This is a genomic window from Streptomyces sp. NPDC059895, from assembly GCF_042731035.1.
In the GTDB taxonomy this organism is placed as follows: Bacteria; Actinomycetota; Actinomycetes; order Streptomycetales; family Streptomycetaceae; genus Streptomyces.
In genome coordinates this window covers 273,791-299,020 of sequence record NZ_JBHWKO010000008.1, presented here as the reverse complement: position 1 = coordinate 299,020, position 25,230 = coordinate 273,791, and the positions used below count along the sequence as shown (strand labels likewise).

The 25,230-nt window shown below is 71.3% G+C and carries 21 protein-coding genes; 8 read left to right on the top strand and 13 right to left on the bottom strand.

Annotation, left to right across the window (positions count from 1 at the left end; translation table 11 throughout):
* The 5 genes from ACFV9M_RS13115 to pgl all read left to right on the top strand — a co-directional run.
* Positions 1-373, top strand: a 373-nt coding sequence (locus ACFV9M_RS13115; RefSeq protein ID WP_385102411.1) for a transketolase C-terminal domain-containing protein, incomplete at its 5' end; no start/stop codon positions are given.
* Positions 374-406: 33 nt separating this feature from the next.
* The gene (tal, locus tag ACFV9M_RS13110; RefSeq protein ID WP_385079089.1) at positions 407-1,525 is read left to right on the top strand and encodes a transaldolase; all 1,119 of its coding nucleotides are present in this window, start codon (positions 407-409) and stop codon (positions 1,523-1,525) included.
* A 4-nt stretch (positions 1,526-1,529) separates the two neighbouring features.
* Positions 1,530-3,068: a glucose-6-phosphate dehydrogenase gene (zwf, locus tag ACFV9M_RS13105; protein WP_385079092.1), complete on the top strand. Its 1,539-nt coding sequence runs from the start codon at positions 1,530-1,532 to the stop codon at positions 3,066-3,068.
* The gene (opcA, locus tag ACFV9M_RS13100) at positions 3,065-4,273 is read left to right on the top strand and encodes a glucose-6-phosphate dehydrogenase assembly protein OpcA (protein ID WP_385079094.1); all 1,209 of its coding nucleotides are present in this window, start codon (positions 3,065-3,067) and stop codon (positions 4,271-4,273) included. Before zwf ends, opcA begins: the two co-directional genes overlap by 4 nt.
* Positions 4,270-5,052 carry a 6-phosphogluconolactonase gene (gene pgl / locus ACFV9M_RS13095; protein ID WP_385079097.1) on the top strand — a complete coding sequence of 261 codons (783 nt, stop codon included), beginning with the start codon at positions 4,270-4,272 and terminating at the stop codon, positions 5,050-5,052. The genes opcA and pgl overlap by 4 nt, the downstream gene beginning before the upstream one ends.
* A gap of 119 nt (positions 5,053-5,171) precedes the next feature.
* Here the strand turns inward: pgl and pgi are convergent, their stop codons facing one another.
* The 11 genes from pgi to uvrC all read right to left on the bottom strand — a co-directional run bounded on the left by pgi (position 5,172) and on the right by uvrC (position 17,396).
* Positions 5,172-6,863 (bottom strand): glucose-6-phosphate isomerase, encoded by a 1,692-nt coding sequence (gene pgi / locus ACFV9M_RS13090; RefSeq protein WP_385079100.1) that lies wholly within the window; start codon positions 6,861-6,863, stop codon positions 5,172-5,174.
* 147 nt (positions 6,864-7,010) lie between these two features.
* Positions 7,011-7,151 (bottom strand): hypothetical protein, encoded by a 141-nt coding sequence (locus tag ACFV9M_RS13085; RefSeq protein WP_385079102.1) that lies wholly within the window; start codon positions 7,149-7,151, stop codon positions 7,011-7,013.
* A gap of 136 nt (positions 7,152-7,287) precedes the next feature.
* Positions 7,288-7,623: an RNA polymerase-binding protein RbpA gene (locus ACFV9M_RS13080; RefSeq protein WP_003957010.1), complete on the bottom strand. Its 336-nt coding sequence runs from the start codon at positions 7,621-7,623 to the stop codon at positions 7,288-7,290.
* 210 nt (positions 7,624-7,833) lie between these two features.
* Complete coding sequence (secG, locus tag ACFV9M_RS13075; protein WP_385079106.1) at positions 7,834-8,070, bottom strand: preprotein translocase subunit SecG; 237 nt, start codon at positions 8,068-8,070, stop codon at positions 7,834-7,836.
* A 107-nt stretch (positions 8,071-8,177) separates the two neighbouring features.
* Positions 8,178-8,954, bottom strand: coding sequence for a triose-phosphate isomerase (gene tpiA, locus ACFV9M_RS13070; protein ID WP_385079109.1), 777 nt, complete (start codon positions 8,952-8,954; stop codon positions 8,178-8,180).
* 5 nt (positions 8,955-8,959) lie between these two features.
* Complete coding sequence (locus ACFV9M_RS13065) at positions 8,960-10,171, bottom strand: phosphoglycerate kinase (RefSeq protein WP_385079112.1); 1,212 nt, start codon at positions 10,169-10,171, stop codon at positions 8,960-8,962.
* 135 nt (positions 10,172-10,306) lie between these two features.
* Entirely contained in the window at positions 10,307-11,314 is a 1,008-nt protein-coding gene (gap, locus tag ACFV9M_RS13060) for a type I glyceraldehyde-3-phosphate dehydrogenase (RefSeq protein ID WP_385079114.1), read from the bottom strand.
* Between the two features lie 850 nt (positions 11,315-12,164).
* A complete protein-coding gene (gene whiA / locus ACFV9M_RS13055) occupies positions 12,165-13,154 on the bottom strand; it encodes a DNA-binding protein WhiA (RefSeq protein WP_385064485.1) in 990 nt (329 codons plus the stop codon).
* Positions 13,145-14,212, bottom strand: coding sequence for a uridine diphosphate-N-acetylglucosamine-binding protein YvcK (gene yvcK / locus ACFV9M_RS13050; RefSeq protein ID WP_385064482.1), 1,068 nt, complete (start codon positions 14,210-14,212; stop codon positions 13,145-13,147). The genes whiA and yvcK overlap by 10 nt, the downstream gene beginning before the upstream one ends.
* Complete coding sequence (gene rapZ / locus ACFV9M_RS13045) at positions 14,209-15,327, bottom strand: RNase adapter RapZ (protein WP_385064479.1); 1,119 nt, start codon at positions 15,325-15,327, stop codon at positions 14,209-14,211. The genes yvcK and rapZ overlap by 4 nt, the downstream gene beginning before the upstream one ends.
* Positions 15,324-17,396 (bottom strand): excinuclease ABC subunit UvrC, encoded by a 2,073-nt coding sequence (gene uvrC / locus ACFV9M_RS13040; RefSeq protein WP_385064476.1) that lies wholly within the window; start codon positions 17,394-17,396, stop codon positions 15,324-15,326. The genes rapZ and uvrC overlap by 4 nt, the downstream gene beginning before the upstream one ends.
* A 702-nt stretch (positions 17,397-18,098) precedes the next feature.
* On the opposite strand from uvrC, the gene ACFV9M_RS13035 reads away from it, so the two are divergent.
* A complete protein-coding gene (locus ACFV9M_RS13035) occupies positions 18,099-19,055 on the top strand; it encodes a hypothetical protein (protein ID WP_385064473.1) in 957 nt (318 codons plus the stop codon).
* Positions 19,056-19,091: 36 nt separating this feature from the next.
* On the opposite strand, the gene ACFV9M_RS13030 is transcribed toward ACFV9M_RS13035, so the two are convergent.
* Positions 19,092-19,553 (bottom strand): Rieske (2Fe-2S) protein, encoded by a 462-nt coding sequence (locus ACFV9M_RS13030; RefSeq protein WP_385064470.1) that lies wholly within the window; start codon positions 19,551-19,553, stop codon positions 19,092-19,094.
* Between the two features lie 281 nt (positions 19,554-19,834).
* On the opposite strand from ACFV9M_RS13030, the gene ACFV9M_RS13025 reads away from it, so the two are divergent.
* A complete protein-coding gene (locus ACFV9M_RS13025; RefSeq protein ID WP_385064467.1) occupies positions 19,835-20,890 on the top strand; it encodes a LacI family DNA-binding transcriptional regulator in 1,056 nt (351 codons plus the stop codon).
* Positions 20,887-21,798 carry a carbohydrate kinase gene (locus ACFV9M_RS13020; protein ID WP_385064464.1) on the top strand — a complete coding sequence of 304 codons (912 nt, stop codon included), beginning with the start codon at positions 20,887-20,889 and terminating at the stop codon, positions 21,796-21,798. Before ACFV9M_RS13025 ends, ACFV9M_RS13020 begins: the two co-directional genes overlap by 4 nt.
* A gap of 323 nt (positions 21,799-22,121) precedes the next feature.
* Here the strand turns inward: ACFV9M_RS13020 and uvrA are convergent, their stop codons facing one another.
* Positions 22,122-25,154 (bottom strand): excinuclease ABC subunit UvrA, encoded by a 3,033-nt coding sequence (gene uvrA / locus ACFV9M_RS13015; RefSeq protein ID WP_385064461.1) that lies wholly within the window; start codon positions 25,152-25,154, stop codon positions 22,122-22,124.
* Positions 25,155-25,230 lie beyond the last annotated feature (76 nt).

Here is a 25,230-nt window from a genome sequence, read left to right as displayed (position 1 = left end):
GTCCACCGGGACCCCCGAGGTGATCCTGATCGCGACCGGCTCCGAGGTGCACGTCGCCGTCGAGGCCCGCGAGCGGCTCGAGGCCGACGGGGTGCCGACGCGGGTGGTGTCGATGCCGTCCGTGGAGTGGTTCGAGGAGCAGGACCAGGGGTACCGGGACAGCGTGCTGCCGCCGTCCGTGAAGGCCCGCGTCGCCGTCGAGGCGGGCATCGGGCTGACCTGGCACAAGTACACCGGGGACGCCGGCCGCATCGTCTCCCTGGAGCACTTCGGTGCCTCGGCCGACGGCAAGGTCCTCTTCCGCGAGTACGGCTTCACCGCCGAGAACGTGGCCGCCCAGGCCCGGGAATCGCTCGCGGCCGCCCAGCGCTGACGCTCACACACGACCTGTAGGAGATGTAATTCCATGACAGACGCACTCAAGCGCCTCTCCGAGGAAGGCGTCGCGATCTGGCTGGACGACCTGTCGCGCAAGCGGATCACGTCCGGCAACCTCGCCGAGCTGATCGACCAGCAGCACGTCGTGGGCGTCACCACCAACCCGTCGATCTTCCAGAAGGCGATCTCCCAGGGCGACGGCTACGACCAGCAGCTGTCGGACCTCGCCGCCCGCAAGGTCACCGTCGAAGAGGCCATCCGCATGATCACGACGGCGGACGTCCGCGACGCCGCCGACATCCTGCGCCCGGTCTTCGACGCCACCGGCGGCCAGGACGGCCGGGTGTCGATCGAGGTCGACCCGCGCCTGGCCCACCACACCCAGCCGACCGTCGCCGAGGCCAAGCAGCTGGCCTGGCTGGTCGACCGGCCGAACACGCTGATCAAGATCCCGGCGACCCTGGGCGGTCTGCCGGCCATCACCGAGGTCATCGGCCTCGGCATCAGCGTCAACGTCACGCTGATCTTCTCCCTGGAGCGCTACCGCCAGGTCATGGACGCCTACCTGGCCGGCCTGGAGAGGGCCAAGGAGCGCGGCCTGGACCTGTCGAAGATCCACTCCGTGGCGTCCTTCTTCGTGTCCCGCGTGGACACCGAGATCGACAAGCGGCTCGACGCGCTCGGCACCGACGAGGCCAAGGCCGCCCGCGGCAAGGCCGGCGTGGCCAACGCGCGGCTGGCCTACCAGGCCTACGAGGAGGTCTTCTCCTCCGACCGCTGGAGCGCGCTGGAGCAGGCGGGCGCCAACAAGCAGCGTCCGCTGTGGGCCTCCACCGGTGTGAAGGACCCGGCGTACAAGGACACGCTGTACGTCGACGAGCTGGTGGCGCCGAACACGGTGAACACCATGCCGGAGGCGACGCTGTCCGCCACCGAGGACCACGGCGAGATCACCGGCAACACCATCGCCGGCACCTACGAGCAGGCGCGAGCCGACCTCGACGCGGTGGAGAAGCTCGGCATCTCCTACGACGAGGTCGTGCGGCTGCTCGAGGACGAGGGCGTCGACAAGTTCGAGGCGTCCTGGAACGACCTGCTCAAGTCGACCGAGGCGGAGCTGGAGCGCCTCGCCCCTTCGGAGGGCTGAGGACTTGTCCCCTCATTCCGGTTCCGGGGCGAACCCGCTCCGTGACCCCGCGGACCGACGGCTCCCGCGCATCGCGGGGCCGTCGGGCCTGGTCATCTTCGGCGTCACGGGGGATCTCTCCCGCAAGAAGCTGATGCCGGCCGTGTACGACCTGGCCAACCGGGGTCTGCTGCCGCCGGGCTTCTCCCTGGTGGGCTTCGCCCGCCGCGAGTGGGAGCACGAGGACTTCGCGGCCGAGGTCCACGACGCCGTCAAGGCGCACGCCCGCACGCCCTTCCGCGAGGAGGTCTGGCAGCAGCTCATCCAGGGCATGCGCTTCGTGCAGGGCACGTTCGACGACGACGACGCGTTCGAGCGGCTGCGCGCCACCATCGAGGAGCTCGACAAGGCGCAGGGCACGGGCGGCAACTTCGCCTTCTACCTGTCCGTGCCGCCGCGGTCCTTCCCGGTGGTCATCCAGCAGCTGAAGAAGCACGGCCTCGCCGACCAGAAGGACGGCTCCTGGCGGCGCGCGGTCATCGAGAAGCCGTTCGGCCACGACCTGGCGTCGGCCGAGGAGCTCAACGCGATCGTGCACGAGGTCTTCGCCCCGGACCAGGTCTTCCGCATCGACCACTACCTGGGCAAGGAGACCGTCCAGAACATCCTGGCGCTGCGCTTCGCCAACACGATGTTCGAACCGATCTGGAACCGGTCCTTCGTGGACCACGTGCAGATCACCATGGCCGAGGACATCGGCATCGGCGGCCGGGCCGGGTACTACGACGGCATCGGCGCCGCCCGTGACGTCATCCAGAACCACCTGCTCCAGCTGATGGCGCTCACCGCGATGGAGGAGCCCGCCTCCTTCGACGCGGACGCCCTGGCCGCGGAGAAGACCAAGGTGCTCGGCGCGGTGAAGCTGCCCAGGGACCTCGGTGAGGACACCGTGCGCGGCCAGTACGCGGCCGGCTGGCAGGGCGGCGAGAAGGTCATCGGCTACCTCCAGGAGGAGGGCATCGACGCGAAGTCGAAGACCGACACCTACGCCGCGATCAAGCTGGACATCGACAACCGCCGCTGGGCGGGCGTCCCGTTCTACCTGCGCACCGGCAAGCGCCTGGGCCGCCGGGTCACCGAGATCGCGGTGGTCTTCCAGCGGGCGCCGCACTCCCCCTTCGACACCACGGCCACCGAGGAGCTCGGGTCGAACGCGATCGTCATCCGCGTCCAGCCCGACGAGGGCGTCACCGTCCGCTTCGGCAGCAAGGTGCCGGGCACCTCCATGGAGATCCGGGACGTGTCGATGGACTTCGCCTACGGCGAGTCGTTCACCGAGTCCTCGCCCGAGGCGTACGAGCGGCTGATCCTGGACGTGCTCCTCGGCGACTCGAACCTCTTCCCGCGCACCGAGGAGGTCGAGCTGTCCTGGAAGATCCTCGACCCGATCGAGGAGTACTGGGACGCCAACGGCACACCGGCCCAGTACCAGGCCGGTACCTGGGGACCCGTCGAGGCGGACGAGATGCTCGAACGAGACGGACGGAGCTGGCGCCGGCCATGAAGACAGACCTCACGGACACCACGGCCAGCAAGATCAACAAGGCGCTGGTGAAGGGCCGCCGGGCGATCGGCACACCGGCCGTGGGCATGGTGCTCACGCTGGTCATCGTCACGGACGAGGAGAACGCCTACGACGCCCTCAAGGCCGCCAACGACGCGTCGCGCGAGCACCCCTCGCGCACGCTGGTGGTCATCAAGCGGGTCTCCCGCTCGCCCCGCGACCGCACGAAGTCCCGGCTCGACGCCGAGGTGCGGGTGGGTGCCGACGCGGGCACCGGCGAGACGGTCGTGCTGCGGCTGTACGGCGAGGTGGCCGACCACGCGCAGTCGGTGGTGCTGCCGCTGCTGCTGCCCGACGCGCCCGTCGTCGTCTGGTGGCCGGTGAACGCGCCCCTCGACCCGGCCCAGGACCCCCTCGGCGCACTGGCCCAGCGCCGTGTCACCGACACCTACGCCGCCGAGCAGCCGGTACGGGACCTGGTGGCCCGCGCCGAGCGCTACACCCCGGGCGACACCGACCTGTCGTGGACCCGCATCACGCCCTGGCGCTCGATGCTGGCCGCGGCCCTGGACCAGGTCACCTGCACGGTGGAGGCGGTCGAGGTGGAGGGCGAGGAGTTCAACCCGAGCTGCGAGCTGCTCGCGATGTGGCTCGGCGACCGGCTGGGCGTCCCCGTCCAGCGCTCGCTGTCCGGCGGGCCGGGTCTCACGGCGGTGCGCATGGCCACCGACTGCGGCGCGATCGCGCTGGACCGGGCCGACGGCTCGCTGGCCACGCTCTCCATCGAGGGCCAGCCCGACCGTGCGGTGGCGCTCAAGCGCCGGGACACGGCCGAGCTGATCGCGGAGGAGCTGCGCCGGCTCGACCCGGACGACACGTACGCCTCCACGCTGCGGTTCGGGGTGGAGCGGCTGAACGCGGGACCGTCCGCGCCGGACGCCGCGGCCCAAAAGCCGACGGCATCGGCAGGCGAGCCCGCCGCCTCCGGCGGGGAACCGGCCGCTTCCGGCGAGGAGTCCGCCGCCTCGGGTGAGCAGTCCGCCGCCTCGGGTGGGGAGTCCGCCGCCTCGGGTGGGGAAGCGGTGGCGCCGGGTGAGGCCGTCGCCGTCGGGACTCCCGTCGAGGAGGCCGCGAAGGCGCCCGCCAAGCAGGCGGCCAAGAAGACCGCCCGCAAGGTGCCGACGAAGAAGGCGGCGGCGAAGTGAGTGTTCCGCAGCTCGTCGTGCACCATGACAAGGAACTGATGGCACAGGCCGCCGCGGCCCGCCTGATCACGAAGATCGTGGACGCGCAGGCCTCCCGGGGCCACGCGTCCGTGGTCCTCACCGGTGGCCGCAACGGCAACGGCCTGCTGGCCGCGCTGGCGTCCGCTCCCGCCCGGGACGCCGTCGACTGGGCCCGGCTCGACCTGTGGTGGGGCGACGAGCGCTTCCTGCCGGAGGGCGACCCGGAACGCAATGTCACGCAGGCCCGCGAGGCGCTGCTGGACTCCGTGCCGGTGGACCCCAAGCGCGTGCACGCCATGCCCGCGTCCGACGGTCCCCACGGCGCCGACGTGGAGGCGGCCGCGGCCGCCTACGCCGACGAACTGGCCCGTGCGGCCGGCCCGGAGAACCACGGCGCCGTCCCCACCTTCGACGTCCTGATGCTGGGCGTCGGCCCGGACACCCATGTGGCCTCGCTCTTCCCTGAGCTGCCGGCCGTACGGGAGACCGAGCGCACGGTGGTCGGCGTACGCGGCGCGCCGAAGCCCCCGCCGACCCGCGTCACCCTCACCCTCCCGGCGATCCGGGCGGCCCGTGAGGTGTGGCTGCTCGCGGCCGGCGAGGACAAGGCGCAGGCGGTCGCCATCGCCCTGTCCGGCGCGGGCGAGATCCAGGCCCCGGCGGCGGGCGCCCGCGGCCGGTCCCGCACCCTGTGGCTGCTGGACTCGGCGGCGGCCTCCCAGCTCCCGAAGGCGCTGTATCCGCCGGCGTCCCCCTGACGGAGCCCGCCCCTCCCCCGGAACCCGTACGGTCAACCGCCGTACGGGTTCCGTCCGTTGTGACGATCGCGTTCATGACCTCCGGGGAGTCGACCTCCGGGGAGTGGCGTGAGTCCCGCTCAGCTACGGCCGCGCAGCTCCCGGTACGTGGCGACCAGGGCCTTCGTCGAGGCGTCCAGGCCGGGCACGTCCGCGCCCTCGCTGAGGGCGGGCTCGATGCGCTTGGCGAGGACCTTGCCGAGCTCCACTCCCCACTGGTCGAAGGAGTCGATGTTCCAGACGGCGCCCTGCACGAACACCTTGTGCTCGTAGAGCGCGACGAGCTGGCCGAGCACCGAGGGGGTCAGCTCGGTGGCGAGGATGGTGGTGGTGGGGTGGCCGCCGCGGAAGGTCTTGTGGGCGACCAGTTCCTCGGGCACGCCCTCGGCGCGCACCTCCTCGGGGGTCTTGCCGAAGGCGAGGGCCTGGGTCTGGGCGAAGAAGTTGGCCATCAGCAGGTCGTGCTGCGCCTTGAGCCCGTCGCTCAGCTCGTCCACGGGGCGGGCGAAGCCGATGAAGTCGGCCGGGATCAGCTTGGTGCCCTGGTGGATCAACTGGTAGTAGGCGTGCTGCCCGTTGGTGCCCGGCGTGCCCCACACGACGGGGCCGGTCTGCCACTCCACGGGAAGGCCGTCGCGGTCCACCGACTTGCCGTTGGACTCCATGTCCAGCTGCTGGAGGTAGGCGGTGAACTTCGACAGGTAGTGCGAGTACGGCAGGACCGCGTGCGCCTGGGCGTCGTGGAAGTTGCCGTACCAGACGCCCAGCAGACCCAGCAGCAGCGGGGCGTTGGCCTCGGCGGGCGCGGTGCGGAAGTGCTCGTCGACGGTGTGGAAGCCGTCCAGCATCTCCCGGAACCGCTCCGGGCCGATCGCGATCATCAGGGAGAGGCCGATCGCCGAGTCGTAGGAGTAGCGGCCGCCGACCCAGTCCCAGAACTCGAACATGTTGTCCGGGTCGATGCCGAAGCCGGTGACCTTCTCCGCGTTCGTCGACAGCGCCACGAAGTGCTTCGCGACCGCCTTCTCTCCCCCACTCTCGGCTTCGCTCGAGCGGGAGGTGCCCCCGTCGCCGAGCCCGTCCAGCAGCCAGGTGCGGGCCGAGGTGGCGTTGGTGATGGTCTCGATGGTGGTGAACGTCTTGGACGCGACGATGAACAGCGTCTCGGCCGGGTCCAGGTCGTGGACGGCCTCGTGCAGGTCGGCGCCGTCCACGTTGGAGACGAACCGGAAGGTGAGCGAGCGGTCGGTGTAGGCGCGCAGCACCTCGTAGGCCATCGCCGGGCCCAGGTCGGAACCGCCGATGCCGATGTTGACCACGTTGCGGATGCGCCGGCCGGTGTGCCCGGTCCAGGCACCGGAGCGGACCCGGTCGGCGAAGTCCGCCATCTTGTCCAGGACGGCGTGCACCGCGGGCACGACGTTCTCGCCGTCGACCTCGATCACCGCGTCCCGCGGGGCCCGCAACGCGGTGTGCAGCACGGCCCGCCGCTCGGTGATGTTGATCCGCTCACCGCGGAACATGGCGTCCCGCAGCCCGAACACACCGGTGGCGGCGGCCAGCTCGCGCAGCAGCCGCAGCGTCTCGTCGGTGACGAGGTGCTTGGAGTAGTCGATGTGCAGGTCACCGACCTGCAGGGTGTACCCGCTGCCGCGCCCGGGGTCGGCGTCGAACAGCTCGCGCAGCCGCACCTCGCCGAGTTCCTGTCGGTGCTTGGCCAGTGCGGTCCACTCGGGCGTCTGATGGAGCCTGGAACGGACGTCTGCGTTCATGTCGGACTTCAGCCTTCTTTCCTACACCTGTCCTGCTGCGTACCTGCCCCGCTGCCGGTCCCAACCTAGTTGATCAGCGCGCGGGGTGACCTGTTGTGACATCGTCCTGCGGTGCAACAACAGGTACGTCCGGGCGGCGCGCGGGTATCAGCGCGGCGAGGCCAGGACGACGAGGGCTCCGCTCTGCACGGCGCCCGCCAGGAACACGGCACGGACGGGGCCGCCCGCCGCTCTCGGCTCCGGCGCGGGCGGGACGGTCCGCGGCGAGGCGACCAGTGCGGCCGCCACCAGGACGGCAGGACATCACGGCACGCGACAGCCGAACGACGCGCGAACATGGCGGACCATGACAGGCCGTCACGGGCGGCGGCGGTGACACGACCGCGGCCAGGCGCCCCGTGGGCACCTGGCCGGTCATCAACTCCTAGATCTCGCCCCGCAGTTTGGCGAGCGCCTCGGCGAGGATCGCCTCACCGTCCGCGTCGCTGCGCCGCTCCCGCACATAGGCGAGGTGCGTCTTGTAGGGCTCGGTGCGCGGCGGGTCCGGCGGGTTGTCCCGGTCCTGGCCGGCCGGGAAGCCGCAGCGCGGGCAGTCCCAGGTATCGGGCACCTGCGCGTCGCTGGCGAAGCTGGGCTGCGTCTCGTGCCCGTTGGAGCACCAGAAGGAGATGCGCAGACGCGGCGCGGACTCGCCGCGCTCGGCCTCGCCCATCGGCCCCGCCCCGACCCGGCTTCCTCGGATCGCGTTGCCACTTGCCACGGTCGTAACTCCCTGCGTGATGGTGCCGCGAAGCGAGTCGGCGTTTCGCTTCGCCGCGAGCGCCTCAGTCTACGTAAGGCCCAACGCGCGTCCAGTGATTGGAGTTACAGCCCCCACACCTAGACGCAAGCCCCATGATAGGCCGCGCTCAGCTGCGCGTACCGAACATGGGGCGTTACGTACGGAATGTGCGTCTGTCTGCGTCGTCGATCAGCTGTTCGTCTTCATCAGGATGCCGAGGACGACGATGCACGCGAACCAGAGCAGACCGATGACCAGGGTGATGCGGTCGAGGTTGCGCTCGGCGACCGAGGAGCCGCCGACGGAGGACTGCATGCCGCCACCGAACATGTCGGAGAGGCCGCCGCCCTTCCCCTTGTGCATCAGCACCAGCAGCATCAGCAGCAGGCTGAAGACGATCAGGGCGATCGAGAACCCCAAAACCACGGCTGGACCAACTTCCTCGGATTCGGATGACGACGGGGGCGCGGCGACGGCACCGCGCCCCCGCAAGGGTACGACGGATCGCGTCTACCGCATACTCACAGCAGGCATCACTGGTCGCGGAAGCGCACGATCTTGACGAACTCGTCGGCGTCCAGCGAGGCACCGCCGACCAGGGCGCCGTCGATGTCGGCCTGGGCCATGATCTCGGCGACGTTGCCGGCCTTCACAGAGCCGCCGTACTGGATGCGGACCTTGTCGGCCACGTCCTGGGAGTACAGCTCAGCCAGCTTGCCGCGGATGGCGGCGCAGACTTCCTGGGCGTCCTGGGCGCCGCAGACCTTGCCGGTGCCGATGGCCCACACGGGCTCGTAGGCGATCACGATCGTCTCGGCCTGCTCGGCCGGGAGGTCCTTCAGACCGCCCTCGACCTGGGCGAGGGTGTGGGAGACGTGGTCGCCCGCCTCGCGGACCTCCAGCTCCTCGCCGACGCACAGGATCGGGGTGAGGTCGTGCTTGTAGGCGGCCTTGACCTTGGCGTTGACCAGCTCGTCGGTCTCGGCGTGGTACTGGCGGCGCTCGGAGTGGCCGATCGCCACGTACGTGCACTTCAGCTTGGCCAGCATCGAGCCGGACACCTCTCCGGTGTAGGCACCGGAGTCGTGCGCGGAGATGTCCTGGGCGCCGTACTTGATCTTCAGCTTGTCGCCGTCGACCAGGGTCTGCACGGAGCGCAGATCGGTGAAGGGCGGCAGGACGGCGACCTCGACGGCCTCGTAGTCCTTGTCGGCCAGGGCGAAGGCGAGCTTCTGGGTGTGGGCGATGGCCTCCAGGTGGTTGAGGTTCATCTTCCAGTTGCCCGCCATCAGCGGCGTGCGCGTGCTCATCTGGGTCAGTCCTCCAGTGCGGCGAGGCCGGGGAGCGTCTTGCCCTCGAGGTATTCGAGGGAGGCGCCGCCGCCGGTCGAGATGTGGCCGAATGCGGTCTCGTCGAAGCCCAGGAGGCGGACGGCCGCGGCGGAGTCGCCGCCGCCGACGACCGTGAAAGCCGGGGAGTCGATGAGGGCCTGGGCGACCGCCTTGGTGCCCTCGGCGTAATCGGGGTGCTCGAAGACGCCCATCGGGCCGTTCCAGAAAACGGTGGCCGCGTCGGCGAGCTTCGAGGCGTACAGCTTGCGGGTCTCGGGGCCGATGTCCAGGCCCTCCTGGTCGGCGGGGATGGCGTCCGCGGCGACGACGGTGGGGTTGGCCGGGGCCTTCGTCTTCAGGTCCGGGAACTCCGGGGCGACCAGCACGTCGACGGGCAGGACCAGCTCGACGCCGGTCTTCTCCGCGCGCTCGATGTACTCGGTGACGACCGGGACCTGGTCCTCCTGCAGGAGGGAGATGCCGACCTCGTGGCCCTTGGCCTTGAGGAAGGTGTAGGCCATGCCGCCGCCGATGAGGATCCGGTCGGCCTTGCCGAGCAGCTGGTCGATGACGGCGAGCTTGTCGGAGACCTTGGCGCCGCCGAGGGCGACGACGTAGGGGCGCTGCACCTCCGCGGTGAGCTTCTTCAGGACGCCGACCTCGGTGGCGATGAGGAAGCCGGCGGCGTGCGGCAGGCGGGCGGGCAGGTCGTAGACGGAGGCGTGCCCCCGGTGCACCGCGCCGAAGCCGTCGCCGACGTAGACGTCGGCGAGTTCGGCGAGCTGGTCGGCGAACGCGCCGCGCTCGGCGTCGTCCTTGGCCGTCTCGCCCGGGTTGAAGCGCAGGTTCTCGATGACGGCGACCTGGCCGTCGGTGAGGCCGGCGACGGTGGAGCGGGCGGACTCGCCGACCGTGTCGGTCGCGAACGCCACGGCGGAGCCGAGGAGTTCACCGAGGCGGGCGGCCGCGGGGGCGAGGGAGAAGGCCGGGTCCGGGGCGCCCTTGGGGCGGCCCAGGTGTGAGGCGACGACCACCTTGGCGCCCGCGTCCGCGAGGGCCTTGACGGTCGGCAGCACGGCGCGGATGCGGCCGTCGTCGGTGATGGTGGTGCCGTCGAGCGGCACGTTCAGGTCGGCGCGGACGAAGACCCGCCGGCCGGCCACACCTTCGGAGAGGAGTTCGTCGATCGTCTTCATGAAAGCTGCTCCCGGGAGGGCTGGTGGTACTCCGTGATCGTAGAGAGGGCTCTTCCGTACGTGCGTCAGGGCCCGGGCGGCGCGTCCGTGCGCCGCCCGAGCCCTGCCATCACATGGAGGTGCCTGCTCCGAGGGTCAGAGCTGGCCGCCGACGAAGACCGTGAGGTCGACGAGGCGGTTGGAGTAGCCCCACTCGTTGTCGTACCAGCCGAGGATCTTCACCGACTTGCCCTCCTGGACCATGGTCAGGGAGGAGTCGAAGGTGCAGGAGGCCGGGTCGCTGACGATGTCGGAGGAGACGATCGGGTCCTCCGTGTAGGACAGGTAGCCCTGCAGCTCACCCTCGGAGGCCTTCTTGAACGCGGCGTTGACCTCGTCCTTGGTGACCTCGCGCTCCAGCTCCACCACCAGGTCGGTGGCCGAACCGGTGGGGACCGGGACGCGCATCGCGATGCCGTCGAGCTTGCCCTTGAGCTGCGGCAGGACCAGGGCGGTCGCCTTGGCGGCACCCGTCGTGGTCGGGATGATGTTCTCCGCGGCGGCGCGGGCGCGACGCAGGTCGGAGTGCGGGAAGTCCAGGATGCGCTGGTCGTTCGTGTACGCGTGGACCGTGGTCATCAGACCCTTGACGATGCCGAAGTTCTCGTCGAGGACCTTGGCCATCGGCGCCACACAGTTGGTGGTGCAGGAGGCGTTCGAGATGACGTGGTGGTTGGCCGCGTCGTACTTGTCCTCGTTGACGCCCATCACGATGGTGATGTCCTCGTCCTTGGCCGGAGCCGAGATGAGGACCTTCTTGGCGCCGCCCGCGAGGTGCTTCTCGGCATCGGCCTTCTTGGTGAAGATGCCGGTGGACTCGATGACGATGTCCACGCCCAGCTCGCCCCACGGAATGTCCGCGGGGTTGCGCTCGGAGAGGACCTTGATGGTGTGGCCGTCGACGGTGATCGTGTCGGCGGTGTGCGACACCTCGGCCTTGAGGCGGCCCAGGATGGTGTCGTACTTGAGCAGGTGAGCGGTGGTCGCGGTGTCACCCAGGTCGTTGACAGCCACGATCTCGATGTCAGCACCCTGCTCCAGCAGCGCGCGGAAGTAGTTACGACCGATGCGGCCAAAGCCGTTGATGCCTACGCGGATCGTCACGAACCGATCTCCTCGTTGGTACGCCGGCCATGCGGTGCCGGCGAGCTGTATTTGGGATGTCCCCGACCACCACCGACCCTACCTCTCCGCAGCCTCCGGAGTGACATCGACTTGTCCCATACACGGCAGGAGGGCCCGTACCCGCCAGTAGAGGTACGGACCGCCCGAGTCTGAGACCCTGCCCGCTCGTTTGTCACTCGTTTCGGTCACGACGGGCCGGGCGGTGTTGACCTCAGCGTGACACCTCCTCACGTGAGGCGACCGCGGTTCCGATGAGCGCTGTGCGCTGGGAGGATGCGGCCGTGTGCTCGGCCGTGCGCTCGGCCGTGCACTCCGGACCGAAGCCGGGTGGCACGGTGTCGTCCGGGACGACCGAGGCGTGGCTGGACGTGGCCGGACAGGGCTCCGCGGCCGCCGGAGCAGTGGTCGGTGATGCGGGAGAGCATCACCTCGAGGTGCCCCGGGCACGTCTCGGCGTGGCCGATCCGCGCCGGGCCTTGAGCCGGGAGAGGTCGGCGTCCGGGAGCGGGCGGCGGTCGGCCCGGCGCCGCGCCGTGGCCCGGGGGGCTGCGACCGGGCGGGGGCGCGCCTCGGCAGGGGGGCCGGGGCGGGGGCGAGCCGCGACCGGGGGGGTGACCGGTGCGGGGGCGAGCTCCGGCCGGGGGGTTCGGCCACCGCGGCGGGGGCGCGCCGCGGGCGGGGAGCGGCGACCGGGGCGGGGGCGCGCCGCGGCCGAGGTTCGGCGACCGGGGCGGGCGCGGCGCCGCGGCCGAGGTTCGGTGACCCGGGCGGGGGCGCGCCGGGGCCGGAGGGGGCGGCGACCGGGGGGCGGAACGCCGGTTCCGCCCGCTCAGCCCACCAGGTTGTCGGCGAGCTCCTCGCTGAGGTTGGCCTCGGTGCCCGGGATGCCGAGGTCGGAGGCCCGCTTGTCGGCCATCGCGAGCAGCCGGCGGATCCGGCCTGCGACCGCGTCCTTGGTCAGCGGGGGGTCGGCGAGCGCGCCCAGTTCCTCCAGGGAGGCCTGCTTGTGCTCCATGCGCAGCCGGCCGGCCGCCGCGAGGTGCTCGGGCACCTCGTCACCGAGGATCTCCAGGGCCCGCTGCACGCGGGCTCCGGCGGCGACGGCGGCCCGGGCGGAACGGCGCAGGTTGGCGTCGTCGAAGTTGGCGAGACGGTTCGCCGTGGCGCGCACCTCGCGGCGCATCCGGCGCTCCTCCCAGGCCAGTACCGACTCGTGCGCGCCCAGGCGGGTGAGCAGGGCGCCGATGGCGTCGCCGTCGCGGACCACGACCCGGTCGACGCCGCGCACCTCACGGGCCTTCGCGGCGATGGACAGCCGGCGGGCGGCGCCCACGAGAGCCAGCGCCGCCTCCGGGCCGGGGCAGGTCACCTCCAGGGAAGAGGAACGGCCCGGCTCGGTGAGCGAGCCGTGCGCCAGGAAGGCACCGCGCCAGGCAGCCTCCGCGTCACAGGTCGCGCCCGAGACCACCTGCGGGGGCAGACCCCGGATCGGCCGGCCCCTGCCGTCCACCAGACCGGTCTGGCGGGCCAGTTGGTCACCGCCCGCGACCACGCGCACGACGTAGCGCGAACCGCGGCGCAGCCCGCCGGGCGCCATCACGATCAGCTCGGAGCTGTGCCCGAAGATCTCCAGGATGTCCCGCTTGAGCCGGCGGGCCGCCATCGCGGTGTCCAGCTCCGCCTCGATCACGATGCGCCCGCTCACCAGGTGAAGGCCGCCGGCGAACCGCAGGACGGCGGAGACCTCCGCCTTTCTGCAGCAGGTCCGGGTGACGGGGAGCCGGGAGATCTCGTCCTTCACCGCTGCCGTCATCGCCATGGGCCGATCCTTCCATGCATCCGAAAAATACGGTCGTACGCGGCGGCCAGCAGCTCCGGATCATGCCGCGGAGTCCCGTCGGGCCGGGCCACCGGCGCCAGCTCGACCGCGGCCCCGAACCGCTTGGCGGCGTCGGTCAGGGAGTCGCGGTCGGGCACGGCAGCCTCGTCGGCCAGCACCACGTCCAGGGCGAGTTTAGGGGCGTGTCGTCCCAAAACCTCCAAATGACGCTGCGGGGAGAAGCCCTCGGTTTCTCCCGGCTGCGGCGCCAGGTTCAGGGAGAGTACCCGGCGTGCCTTCGTCTCCGTGAGGGCGTCCAGCAGTTCGGGCACCAGCAGGTGCGGCATCACCGAGGAGAACCACGAGCCGGGCCCCAGGACCACCCAGTCCGCGTCCAGGACGGCCGCCACCGCCTCCGGGACGGCCGGCGGGTCGGGCGGCACGAGGTGCACCGACTGCACCTCGCCGGTCGTCAGCGCGACGGTCGCCTGCCCCCGCACGGTGTCGACGCTCTCGGGACGCGCGGGATCGTGCCCCTTGACCAGGGCCTGCAACTCCAGCGGTACGGCGGACATGGGCAGCACACGCCCCTGCGCGCCGAGCAGCTTGCCGACCAGGTCCAGGGCCTGGACGTGGTCGCCTAGCTGCTCCCACAGCGCGACGATCAGCAGATTGCCGACCGCGTGGCCGTTGATCTCGCCCTGCGACTGGAAACGGTGCTGGATGACCCGGGCCCAGGTCTGGCCCCAGTCGTCGTCGCCGCACAGTGCGGCCAGTGCCTTGCGCAGGTCGCCGGGCGGCAGCACGCCCAGCTCGTCGCGCAGACGCCCGCTGGAGCCGCCGTCGTCGGCGACCGTGACGACGCCGGTGAGGTCACCGGTGATCCGGCGCAGCGCGGCGAGCGAGGCCGACAGGCCCATGCCGCCCCCGAGGGCGACGACCTTCGGCTGGGTGCCGCGGCGGCGCGGTTTGCCGCCCCGGGCCACGACCGGCCGGCTCACACGCCCATCGGGCACCGCCCTGCGCAGCCGGCCCAGCCGCGGTGTACGTCCTGTCATTCCCGTCCCATGTCCCGGTGTACGACCACCGTCTCCACGCCCTCGGCCGCGAGCCGCGCGGCGAGCTTCTCCGACATCGCGACCGAGCGGTGCTTGCCGCCGGTACAGCCGACTGCGATGGTCACGTACCGCTTGCCCTCCCGGCGGTAGCCCGCGGCGATCATCTGGAGGAGCTCCGCGTACCGGTCGAGGAACTCCTTGGCCCCGGGCTGGTTGAGGACGTACGTCGCCACCTCCTCGTTCAGGCCGGTGTAGGGGCGCAGCTCCGGGACCCAGTGCGGGTTGGGCAGGAACCGCATGTCCACGACGAGGTCGGCGTCGACGGGGAGGCCGTACTTGAAGCCGAAGGACATGACCGTGGCCCGCAGCTCGGGCTCCTCCTCGCCGGCGAACCGGGCGTCCATCTTGGCGCGCAGTTCGTGCACGTTGAGGCTGGAGGTGTCGATCACCAGGTCGGCGTCGCCGCGCAGTTCGCGCAGCAGCTCGCGCTCGGCGACGATGCCGTCGACGATACGGCCGTCGCCCTGGAGGGGGTGCGGACGGCGCACGGACTCGAAGCGGCGCACCAGGGCTTCGTCGGAGGACTCCAGGAAGACGATCCGCCGGGTGACGTTCCGCGCATCCAGGTCGGCGAGGGACTCACGGAGGTTGTCGAAGAAGCGCCGGCCGCGGACGTCGACGACGACCGCGATGCGCGCCACGTTGCCCTGGGAGCGGGCGCCGAGCTCCACCATGGTGGGGATCAGCGCGGGCGGGAGGTTGTCGACGACGAACCAGCCGAGGTCCTCCAGACACTTGGCGGCCGTCGAGCGGCCCGCCCCGGACATTCCGGAGATGATCACCAGCTCGGGGATGGCCGCCTCCGGGATACCGGGTGGTGTCACGTCCGTACTCACCTGCGCTTCGTCTTCGTGGCCTGCGGTCTGCTCGTCGCCGCCGTGGCCCGTCTCGGGCTCGGCGGCGTCGCGCCGGGTGGCATCCTCGCCGGTCCGCCTGGGCGACGGCTGGGAGGATGCTGTGAGCTTCTGATCTTGGTTTGCCGCGGGCGGCTGGTCCTGGTGCGCCGCGGGCGTGCGACCTGGGTCGGCTGTGGGCTGTGCGTCGTACTCGGTCATGTCTCCTGCCCCCGTCGTTCGTTCGGGGCGCCCGTGGTGGCGGGTTCCCCGGGGGAGCCCGCCGTCGTACCGGGCTCCTCCTCGTCCATGATTTCTCCAGTCGCCGTGTTCACGGCGGGTGCGGCCGGGACCGCCCGGGTGAGGGCCGCGACGATCGTCTCGGCCGTTCTGCGCCCTATGCCCGGTACCTCACAGATCTGGTCGAGCGTCGCGGAACGCAGCTTCTTCACCGAGCCGAAGTGCTTGATCAGTGCCTGTCTGCGCGTCTCGCCGAGCCCCGGGACATCGTCCAGGGGGCCGGCGCGGAACCGCTTGGCGCGCTTGGCGCGCTGGTAGGTGATCGCGAAGCGGTGGGCCTCGTCGCGGACGCGCTGGAGGAGGTAGAGGCCCTCGCTGGTGCGGGGCAGGACGACGGGATCGTCGTCCTCCGGCAGCCAGACCTCCTCCAGTCGCTTGGCGAGGCCGCAGACGGCTATGTCGTCGATCCCGAGGTCGTCCAGGGCCCGCCGGGCCGCCGCGACCTGGGGGCGTCCGCCGTCGACGACGACGAGCTGCGGGGGGTAGGCGAAGCGCTTGGGCCGGCCGTCGTCCTCGGTGAGGGTGTGGCCGGGGGCGTCGGGCAGGGCTCCGTCGACGCCGGACTCGCCGTCGGTCCACTCCCCCGTCCGCTCCTTCTCCACGAGGTAGCGCCGGAAGCGGCGGGTGATCACTTCGTGCAGGGAACGGACGTCGTCCTGGCCCTCGAAGCCCTTGATCTGGAAGCGTCGGTACTCGCTCTTGCGGGCCAGACCGTCCTCGAAGACCACCATGGACGCCACCACGTCGTCGCCCTGGAGGTGCGAGACGTCGTAGCACTCGATGCGCAGGGGGGCGCTGTCGAGGTCGAGGGCGTCGGCGATCTCCTCCAGAGCGCGCGAGCGCGTGGTCAGGTCGGAGGCGCGCTTGGTCTTGTGCAGGACGAGCGCCTGCTGGGCGTTGCGCTCGACGGTCTCCATGAGGGCCCGCTTGTCGCCGCGCTGCGGGATGCGCAGGGAGACGTTGGAGCCGCGGCGCGCGGTGAGCCACTCCTGGACGGGCTCCACGGGGTCGGGCAGGGCCGGCACCAGGACCTCCTTGGGGACGGCGTCCCCGGTCTCCTCGCCGTAGAGCTGCTGAAGGGCGTGTTCGACGAGGGCGCCGGTGGTGATCTCCTCGACCTTGTCGGTCACCCAGCCGCGCTGGCCGCGCACGCGTCCGCCGCGGACGTGGAAGATCTGGACGGCCGCCTCCAGCTCGTCCTCGGCGACCGCGACGAGGTCGGCGTCGGTGGCGTCGGCGAGCACCACCGCGTTCTTCTCCATGGCCTTCTTCAGTGCCTCGATGTCGTCGCGCAGGCGGGCGGCCCGCTCGTACTCCATCTCCTCGGCCGCCTCCATCATCTGCCTCTCCAGACGGCGGAGATAGGTGCCGGTGCGGCCTGTCATGAAGTCGCAGAAGTCCTCGGCGAGATCGCGGTGCTCCTCCGCGGGGATCCGGCCGACGCACGGTGCGGAGCACTTGCTGATGTAGCCGAGCAGGCACGGGCGGCCGGTGCGGGCCGCGTTCTTGAAGACACCGGCGGAGCAGGTACGCACCGGGAAGACCCGCAGGAGGAGGTCGACGGTGTCACGGATCGCCCACGCGTGCGCGTACGGCCCGAAGTACCTGACGCCCTTCTTCTTGTGGCCGCGCATCACCTGCACACGGGGGAACTCCTCGTTCATCGTCACCGCGAGGTACGGGTAGCTCTTGTCGTCGCGGTACTTGACGTTGAACCGGGGGTCGTACTCCTTGATCCAGGAGTACTCCAGCTGAAGCGCCTCGACCTCCGTGGACACGACGGTCCACTCCACGGACGCGGCCGTGGTGACCATCGTGCGGGTGCGCGGGTGGAGGCCCGCCAGGTCCTGGAAGTAGTTCGCCAGGCGCTGGCGCAGGCTCTTCGCCTTCCCGACGTAGATCACCCGGCGGTGCTCGTCGCGGAACCTGTAGACCCCGGGAGAGTCCGGGATCTGTCCCGGCTTGGGGCGGTAGCTGGAGGGGTCGGCCATGTCTCACACCCTACTGGCGCGGAGTGACAGCCCGGCGGGGCTGTGGACAACCGCGGGAGCGTCAGGGGCCGGGGTGCGCTCGGTTGGCGGAGCCGTGGACGGCCGAGGGGGTGTGACGCTGCCGGTGCGGGAGCGGGAGCACGGGTGGTGGGCGCGGGAGTAGGGGTCGATGGGTGCGGGTGCGGGAGCACGGGTGGCGGCTGCGGGAACGCGAGCACGGATGGTGGGTGCGTGGGCGAGTGGCGAGGAAGCGGGGAAGCGGGGCCTGCGACCACGGACCGCTCGGGTGGCTGCCCGGCGGAGGCAGCCGCGCCGGGCGAGGCCGGGCGAGGCCGAGTGGCACGCGGGTCGGCACCGGGCACCGTGACACCCGCCACCGGCCGCCACGGTCCCGAAGCGGTGTCGGAACGGTGTCGGAGCCTCGGGGCTCCCCCACGGCGAGGAATGCGCACATCAGCCCGGGGCCCCGGTGAGGGCCCGGCGGTCTCCGGGGCGTGGACCGGGGCACCGACTCGGCCACCGGCGGACCGCGTTCGGGCGTCAGGTGTTGTCGGGGCCTGGGCAACACGCTTCAATGCGGGGGAACTCGGGGCGGTGAACCGCGCCCTACGGATGTGAAGGCGCCCCCGTGTCGCGGGAGGCCCGGCCACCGACACGAACGGTGCGTCCAGCCTTCGTGAGCATTCACAGAGAGGCCTGTGCATGCCATACGCCCCACACCACGCGGACTCCGGCACCGACGCCGTCGCGGACCTGGACGCGGCGCTGCGCGACGGCCCCTTCCACGTCGCCCTGCGCGCCGCGATCGCCGCTCGGGGGCTGCCCCTGCAGCGTGTCCAGCACCACCTGTCACGGCACGGCGTGAGAGTCGGGATCACCAGTCTGAGCTATTGGCAGCAGGGCGCCCGGCGCCCGCAGCGCCCCGAGTCGATGAGGGCGGTCCGGGCCCTGGAGGAGATCCTGCGTCTGCCTCAGGAGTCCCTGATCAGGCTGCTCACGAAGGCCCACGGGGACACGGTCGCCGGGCAGCCGGCGGGTCGCTCGTACCGCTCGCTCCTGGAGGCCTCGGACACCCTCGCGGAACTGCTCGTCGAACTGGAGTGCCCTCCGGGCGGCGGGCTGGTCACCCTCGGCCACCACGAGCGCGTCCGCATCGGCGCGCGCCGGGAACTGCGGGGCCGTGAGTCCCAGCACATCGTCCGCGCCCACCGCGACGGCGTCGACCGCTTCATGGCCGTCCACCACGGCGACCCCGGGTGCGACCCGGCCCGCATGACGCTGCACGCCCTGGAGAACTGCCGCCCCGGCCGCGTCCGGCAGCACCGCGACACCGGCATCCTCGTCACCGAGCTCCTCTTCGACACCCACCTACGGGCCGGCGACACCTTCCTCTTCCGCTACGGCGTCGAGGACGGCACCGCCGGTGCCTCCCGGGAGTACGTCCGCGGCTTCGACACGCCGGGCGGCCAGTACGCGTTGCAGATCCGGTTCGACGAGAACGCGATGCCCGCACGCTGCCACCGCTTCACCCGTCCCTCGGCGGCGGCACCGCGCGGCGGCCGTCAGGAACTGGCGCTCAGCCGACGGCACCGCTCCGTGCACCTCGTCGAGCCGCGCGTGCGGTCGGGCATCGTCGGCATCGGGTGGGACTGGGAGTGAACGGGCGGGCCGTCCGGGAGGGGGCGCCCGCGGGCCTCAGGCACCCGGCCCGGCGACGATTCTGCCGTTCTCGGCCGTGACGGGCAGCGCGTTCAGCGGTACGGTCGCCGGTTCCCGCAGCACCTCGCCGGTCGTCGCGTCGAACTCGCTGCCGTGGCAGGGACAGATCAGGGTCGTCCGGTCGAGTCTGTTGATGGGGCACCCCGCGTGTGTGCAGACCGAGCTGTACGCCTTCAGTTGTCCGTTCCCTGACCGGCTGACCACCACGTTGTGGTCGCGGTACAGCTTCGCGCTCCCCGGCGCCACCTCGCTGTCCGCGCCTAGCTCCACCGCAGCGGTGGGCGTGGGCGGTGCCGCGGCTTCGCCGGTCGGCGCGCAGGCGGCCAGACCGAGCCCCGCGGCGGGCGCGAGAGCCAGAGCCGGCGTGAGCCTGGCGGCGGGCGCGAGGGCCGCTCCTCGCAGGACGGTACGGCGGCTCGCGGAGGGTCGGCCGGGCATCGGGGCTCCACTGGTCGGAGGTGGCAGGGCGGTGGGCTCCGAGCGGCAGCGCCTTCGGTACCGGCCCGGACGTCACGCACGCAGCGGCCGGGCGCGGGGGCGTGGGCGCCTCGGAACACGCGCACGATATCGCCGGGGGTGGTGCGAGCAGACGGCGGGTTGTGTGGGATCGCAAGGGGTTGCGTGGGGGGTAAACGCTTGCGCAAGCGTTTACGCGGCTCTCCGGATGGGATACCTTCCCGCCAGAAACGGCACCGCCGCAGGCGACGGAGGGGGAGTCATTGGCCACCATGGCCGACGTGGCACGGCACGCGGGGGTCTCCGTGGCGACCGTCTCCCATGTGCTGAACGAGACCCGCCCGGTCCTCCCCCACACCCGCCGGGCGGTCCTCGACGCCGTGGAGGAACTCGGCTACACGCCCAACTTCCTGGCCCGCTCCCTGGTGACCTCCCGCACCCGCTCCATCGGGCTCGCGGTGTCGGCGATCAGCAACCCGTACTTCACCGAGCTCCTCCAAGGGGTGGAGGCCGCGGCCCTGGAGCAGGGGTACAGCCTGCTGATCGCCGATCCGCACGACGACCCGGCGCACGAGCGGAAGGTCGTCCAGCTCCTGCACGAGCGGCGCGTGGACGGCATGATCGTCGCGCCGTCGGCGGCCCCGGACGGGCTCCTGGCCTACCTCACCCGCCACAGGGTGCCCACGGTCCTCCTCGACCGGATCACCGACGCCCCGGCCGACGGCACACCCCGCTTCGACCAGGTCTGCGCCGAGAACACCGAACCCACGGCCCGGCTGGTCACCCATCTCGCCGGACTCGGCCACCGGCGCATCGCGTTCATCGCCGGCCTGCCCGGCCTCAGCACCACCGCCGAACGGATCACCGGCTACCGGCGCGCTCTGGCGGCCGCAGGCCTGCCCTGCGACGAGCGCCTCCTGGTGCACGGTGACTCCGCGTCGGCCGGTGCCGAACGCGCCACCGCCGCCCTGCTGTCCCTGGCCACCCCGCCGACCGCCCTGGTCACCGGCAACAACGCGATGACCCTCGGTGCCCTGCGCGAACTGCGCGCCCGGGGTCTGACCGTGCCCGACGACCTCGCGCTGTGCTGCTTCGACGACTTCGCCTGGGCGGATCTGTTCTCACCCCGGCTGACCGCAATCGCCCAGCCCAGCAAGGACATGGGCGTCCAGGCCGTCCGCGTCCTGCTCGAACGAATCGCCGCACCCGACAGGTCCGCCCGGACCGTGCGGCTCCCCTGCACCTTCGTGCACCGCACGTCGTGCGGCTGCGACACGGACCGGCCGTCCGAGCCGTCCGAGAAAGGAACCGCCCCGTGATCGTCGTCGCAGGTGAGTCCCTGATCGACCTGGTACCGCAAGGAACGGGCGCCCTCGCCCCGCTGCGGCCCGCCCTCGGTGGCGGCCCCTACAACACGGCCGTGGCCCTCGGCCGGCTCGGTTCCCCGACGGCCTTCTGCTCCCGTGCCTCCTCCGACGCCTTCGGCGAGGCGTTGCTGGCCGGACTCCGGGAGGCAGGCGTGGACGTGTCGGCGATGACGCGCGGTCCGGAACCGACCACCCTCGCCGTCGCCACGATCGACGGGAGCGGCTCGGCCGCCTACTCCTTCTACGTCGAGGGCACCGCCGACCGGCTGTTCACCGCCCCGGTCACACTGCCCGCCGGGACGCGGGCGGTGTCCTTCGGTACCTGCTCGCTCGTCCTGGAACCGGGCGCGAGCGCCTACGAGGAGCTGATGCGGACCGCCGCGGCGCAGGGCCTGTTCACCGCGCTGGACCCGAACATCCGGCCGGGGCTGATTCCGGACGCCGACGCCTACCGGGCGCGTTTCAAGAGCTGGCTTCCCTCGGTGTCCCTGCTGAAGCTGTCGGAGGAGGACGCCCGTTGGCTGGGCGGCACCCCTCGCGAGTGGCTGTCCGCCGGCCCGGCGGCCGTCGTGATCACGCACGGCGGCGACGGGCTGACCGCCTTCACCCGGGACGGCGCGGTGTATCCGGTGCCGGGCGAGGAGGTCGACGTGGTGGACACCATCGGCGCCGGCGACACCGTGAACGCGGCTCTTCTGCACGGTCTGTCGGCGCGCGACGCGCTGTCTCCGGCGGCGCTCGCGCGTCTGGGCCGCGAGGGCTGGGAGCGGCTGCTGCGGTTCGCGGCCCGCGCCGCGGCGGTCACCTGCTCCCGGGCGGGCGCCGAGCCGCCGTACGCAGCCGAAGTCGGCGAGCCGTAGCGGGTGGCGGAGCGGCCTGCGTCCACCGGCCGGGGATCCCGGACGGCCGGTGTGCATCAGCCGCTCCCTGGGCGCGACCGCCCCTGACCGGACTTCTGGTTCTGTTTCCTCGGTGGTGTTGTCAAGGTGCGGCCGGCCCCGCGGTCCTCGGACGCAGGGCCAGGGTGGCTGATGGTGGAACGGACGGCGCCCCGCGGGGAGTTCCCGCGGGGCGCCGTGTCCTTTCCGGAACATCCGTTGTTTTCAGGACTGTTCAGAAGCTGCCATGTTCTGTCGGCTATGGTCGGCTGCTTGTGCTCGGCCGGAGGTCGGGCACGGCTCGGTCAGGCCTTGCGGGCCCGCGCCGTCTTCTTCGCCGGCGTCGCCTTCTTGGTGGCCGAGGCCGCCTTCTTCGTCGCCGCGTTGTTGACGGACGTCGTGGCGGACGCCGTCTTCCGCGCCGTCGACCTCGCCGCGACCGTCTTCTTGGCCGCGGTCCCGCGCGTCGGCTTCACCGGCGCCGCGTCGCTGATGCGGTCGGCTCCGAGGATCTCCCGCAGGAACTTGCCGGTATGGCTGGCCGGGACCCCGGCGATCTCCTCCGGTGTGCCCTCGGCGACGACCAGGCCACCGCCGGCACCGCCCTCGGGGCCCATGTCCACGACCCAGTCGGCGGTCTTGATCACATCGAGGTTGTGCTCGATGACGATGACCGTGTTGCCCTTGTCGACCAGGCCGGCGAGGACCTTGAGGAGCTTGCTGATGTCCTCGAAGTGCAGACCCGTGGTCGGCTCGTCCAGGACGTAGACCGTGCGGCCGGTGGAACGCCGCTGCAGCTCGCTGGCGAGCTTCACGCGCTGCGCCTCACCGCCGGACAGGGTGGTCGCGGACTGGCCGAGCCGGACGTAGCCGAGGCCGACGTCCTTGAGGGTGTTGAGGTGCCGGGCGATCGCGGGAACGGCCTCGAAGAACTCCGTGGCCTCCTCGATCGGCATGTTCAGGACGTCGGCGATGGACCTGCCCTTGTAGTGGACGTCCAGGGTCTCCCGGTTGTAGCGGGCGCCGTGGCAGACCTCGCACGGGACGTAGACGTCCGGCAGGAAGTTCATCTCGATCTTGATCGTGCCGTCGCCCGAGCAGTTCTCGCAGCGGCCGCCCTTGACGTTGAAGGAGAAGCGGCCGGGCAGGTAGCCGCGGACCTTCGCCTCGGTCGTCTCGGCGAACAGCTTGCGGATGTGGTCGAAGACTCCGGTGTACGTGGCGGGGTTCGACCGGGGGGTGCGGCCGATGGGCGACTGGTCGACGTGGACGACCTTGTCGACGAGGTCGTCGCCGTCCACACGCGTGTGCCGTCCCGGCACGTTCCTCGCGCCATTCAGTTCGCGGGCCAGGTGGGTGTACAGGATGTCGTTGACCAGCGTCGACTTGCCGGAGCCGGACACGCCGGTGACCGCGGTGAACACACCCAGGGGGAAGGAGACGTCGATGTCCTGGAGGTTGTTCTCCCGGGCTCCGTGGACCGTGAGCTGCCGGGACGGATCGCGCGGGCGCCGTACGTCGGGCAGCGGGATGGCCTTCTTGCCGGACAGGTACTGACCGGTCTGCGACTCGGCGTTCGCGAGCAGCTCCTTGTAGGAGCCGCTGTGGACGACCTTGCCGCCGTGCTCGCCGGCCCCGGGGCCGATGTCGACGACCCAGTCGGCGATCTTGATGGTGTCCTCGTCGTGCTCGACGACGATGAGCGTGTTGCCCATGTCGCGCAGCCGCACGAGGGTCTCGATCAGCCGGTGGTTGTCGCGCTGGTGCAGGCCGATGGACGGCTCGTCGAGGACGTACAGGACACCCACGAGGCCGGAGCCGATCTGCGTGGCCAGGCGGATGCGCTGGGCCTCGCCGCCGGAGAGCGTGCCGGCCGCGCGGTTGAGCGAGAGGTAGTCGAGGCCGACGTCGACCAGGAACCGCAGCCGCTCGTTGACCTCCTTGAGCACACGCTCGGCGATCTTCTTGTCGCGGGCGTTGAGCTTCAGCTCGCCCAGGAACTCGGCGCAGTCGCTGATGGACATCGCGGAGACCTCGGCGATGGACTTCTCCATGATCGTGACCGCTAGGACGATCGGCTTCAGGCGGGTGCCTTCGCAGGTGGGGCAGGGCACCTCGCGCATGTAGCCCTCGAAGCGCTCGCGGCTGGCGTCGCTCTCGGCCTCGCTGTGCCGGCGCTTGACGAAGGGGACGGCGCCCTCGAAGGGTGTCGTGTACACGCGCTCGCGGCCGTACCGGTTGCGGTAGCGGACCTCGATCTGGGTCTTGTGGCCGTACAGGAGCGCCTTCCTGGCGCGCTGGGGCAGGCCCGCGAAGGGGATGTCCGTCCGGAAGCCCAGCGCGTCCGCGAGGGCGCCGATGAGGCGGCCGAAGTAGTCCTTGGTGTGGCCGTGCGACCAGGGGTGGATGGCCCCTTCGTCGAGGGACTTGTCCTCGTCGGGGACGATCAGCTCGGGGTCGACCTCCATGCGCGTCCCGATGCCGGTGCACTCGGGACAGGCGCCGAAGGGCGAGTTGAAGGAGAAGGAGCGGGGCTCCAGTTCCTCGAAGGACAGGTCGTCGTACGGGCAGTAGAGGTGCTCCGAGTACATGCGCTCACGCTCGGGGTCGCCCTCGGGGAGGTCGACGAAGTCGAGCACGACCATGCCGCCGGACAGCCCGAGGGCGGTCTCCACGGAGTCGGTGAGCCGGCGCTTGGCGGACTCCTTGACCGTGAGGCGGTCGACGACCACCTCGATGGTGTGCTTCTCCTGCTTCTTCAGCGTGGGCGGGTGGGAGAGCTGGACCGTCTCGCCGTCCACGCGCGCGCGGGAGTAGCCCTTGGTCTGCAGATCGGCGAACAGGTCCACGAACTCGCCCTTGCGCTCGCGCACGAGGGGCGACAGCACCTGGAAGCGGCTGCCCTCCGGCAGTTCCAGGACCTTGTCGACGATGGCCTGCGGCGACTGGCGCGAGATCGGGCGGCCGCACTCGGGGCAGTGCGGCTTGCCGATGCGCGCGAAGAGCAGACGCAGGTAGTCGTAGACCTCGGTGATGGTGCCGACCGTGGAGCGCGGGTTGCGCGAGGTCGACTTCTGGTCGATGGAGACGGCCGGGGAGAGGCCTTCGATGAAGTCGACGTCCGGCTTGTCCATCTGGCCGAGGAACTGGCGGGCGTACGAGGAGAGCGACTCCACGTAGCGCCGCTGGCCCTCGGCGAAGATCGTGTCGAAGGCGAGCGAGGACTTGCCCGACCCCGACAGGCCCGTGAAGACGATGAGCGAGTCGCGCGGCAGGTCGAGCGAGACATTCTTGAGGTTGTGCTCGCGCGCGCCACGGACGATGAGACGGTCGGCCACGCCGGTCCGCACCTTTCTTGAGAGAAGTGACAGGGGCGGGGCCCCCGTCTTCCTCAGACTAGGGGGAGCCACTGAC

Coding starts and splice junctions, on each gene's coding strand:
- tal (WP_385079089.1), top strand. CDS start 407: ATGACAGACGCACTCAAGCGCCTCTCCGAGGAAGGCGTCGCGATCTGG.
- opcA (WP_385079094.1), top strand. CDS start 3,065: ATGAAGACAGACCTCACGGACACCACGGCCAGCAAGATCAACAAGGCG.
- pgi (WP_385079100.1), bottom strand. CDS start 6,863: ATGAACGCAGACGTCCGTTCCAGGCTCCATCAGACGCCCGAGTGGACC.
- tpiA (WP_385079109.1), bottom strand. CDS start 8,954: ATGAGCACGCGCACGCCGCTGATGGCGGGCAACTGGAAGATGAACCTC.
- ACFV9M_RS13065 (WP_385079112.1), bottom strand. CDS start 10,171: ATGAAGACGATCGACGAACTCCTCTCCGAAGGTGTGGCCGGCCGGCGG.
- whiA (WP_385064485.1), bottom strand. CDS start 13,154: ATGGCGATGACGGCAGCGGTGAAGGACGAGATCTCCCGGCTCCCCGTC.
- yvcK (WP_385064482.1), bottom strand. CDS start 14,212: ATGACAGGACGTACACCGCGGCTGGGCCGGCTGCGCAGGGCGGTGCCC.
- rapZ (WP_385064479.1), bottom strand. CDS start 15,327: ATGACCGAGTACGACGCACAGCCCACAGCCGACCCAGGTCGCACGCCC.
- uvrC (WP_385064476.1), bottom strand. CDS start 17,396: ATGGCCGACCCCTCCAGCTACCGCCCCAAGCCGGGACAGATCCCGGAC.
- ACFV9M_RS13035 (WP_385064473.1), top strand. CDS start 18,099: ATGCCATACGCCCCACACCACGCGGACTCCGGCACCGACGCCGTCGCG.
- ACFV9M_RS13030 (WP_385064470.1), bottom strand. CDS start 19,553: ATGCCCGGCCGACCCTCCGCGAGCCGCCGTACCGTCCTGCGAGGAGCG.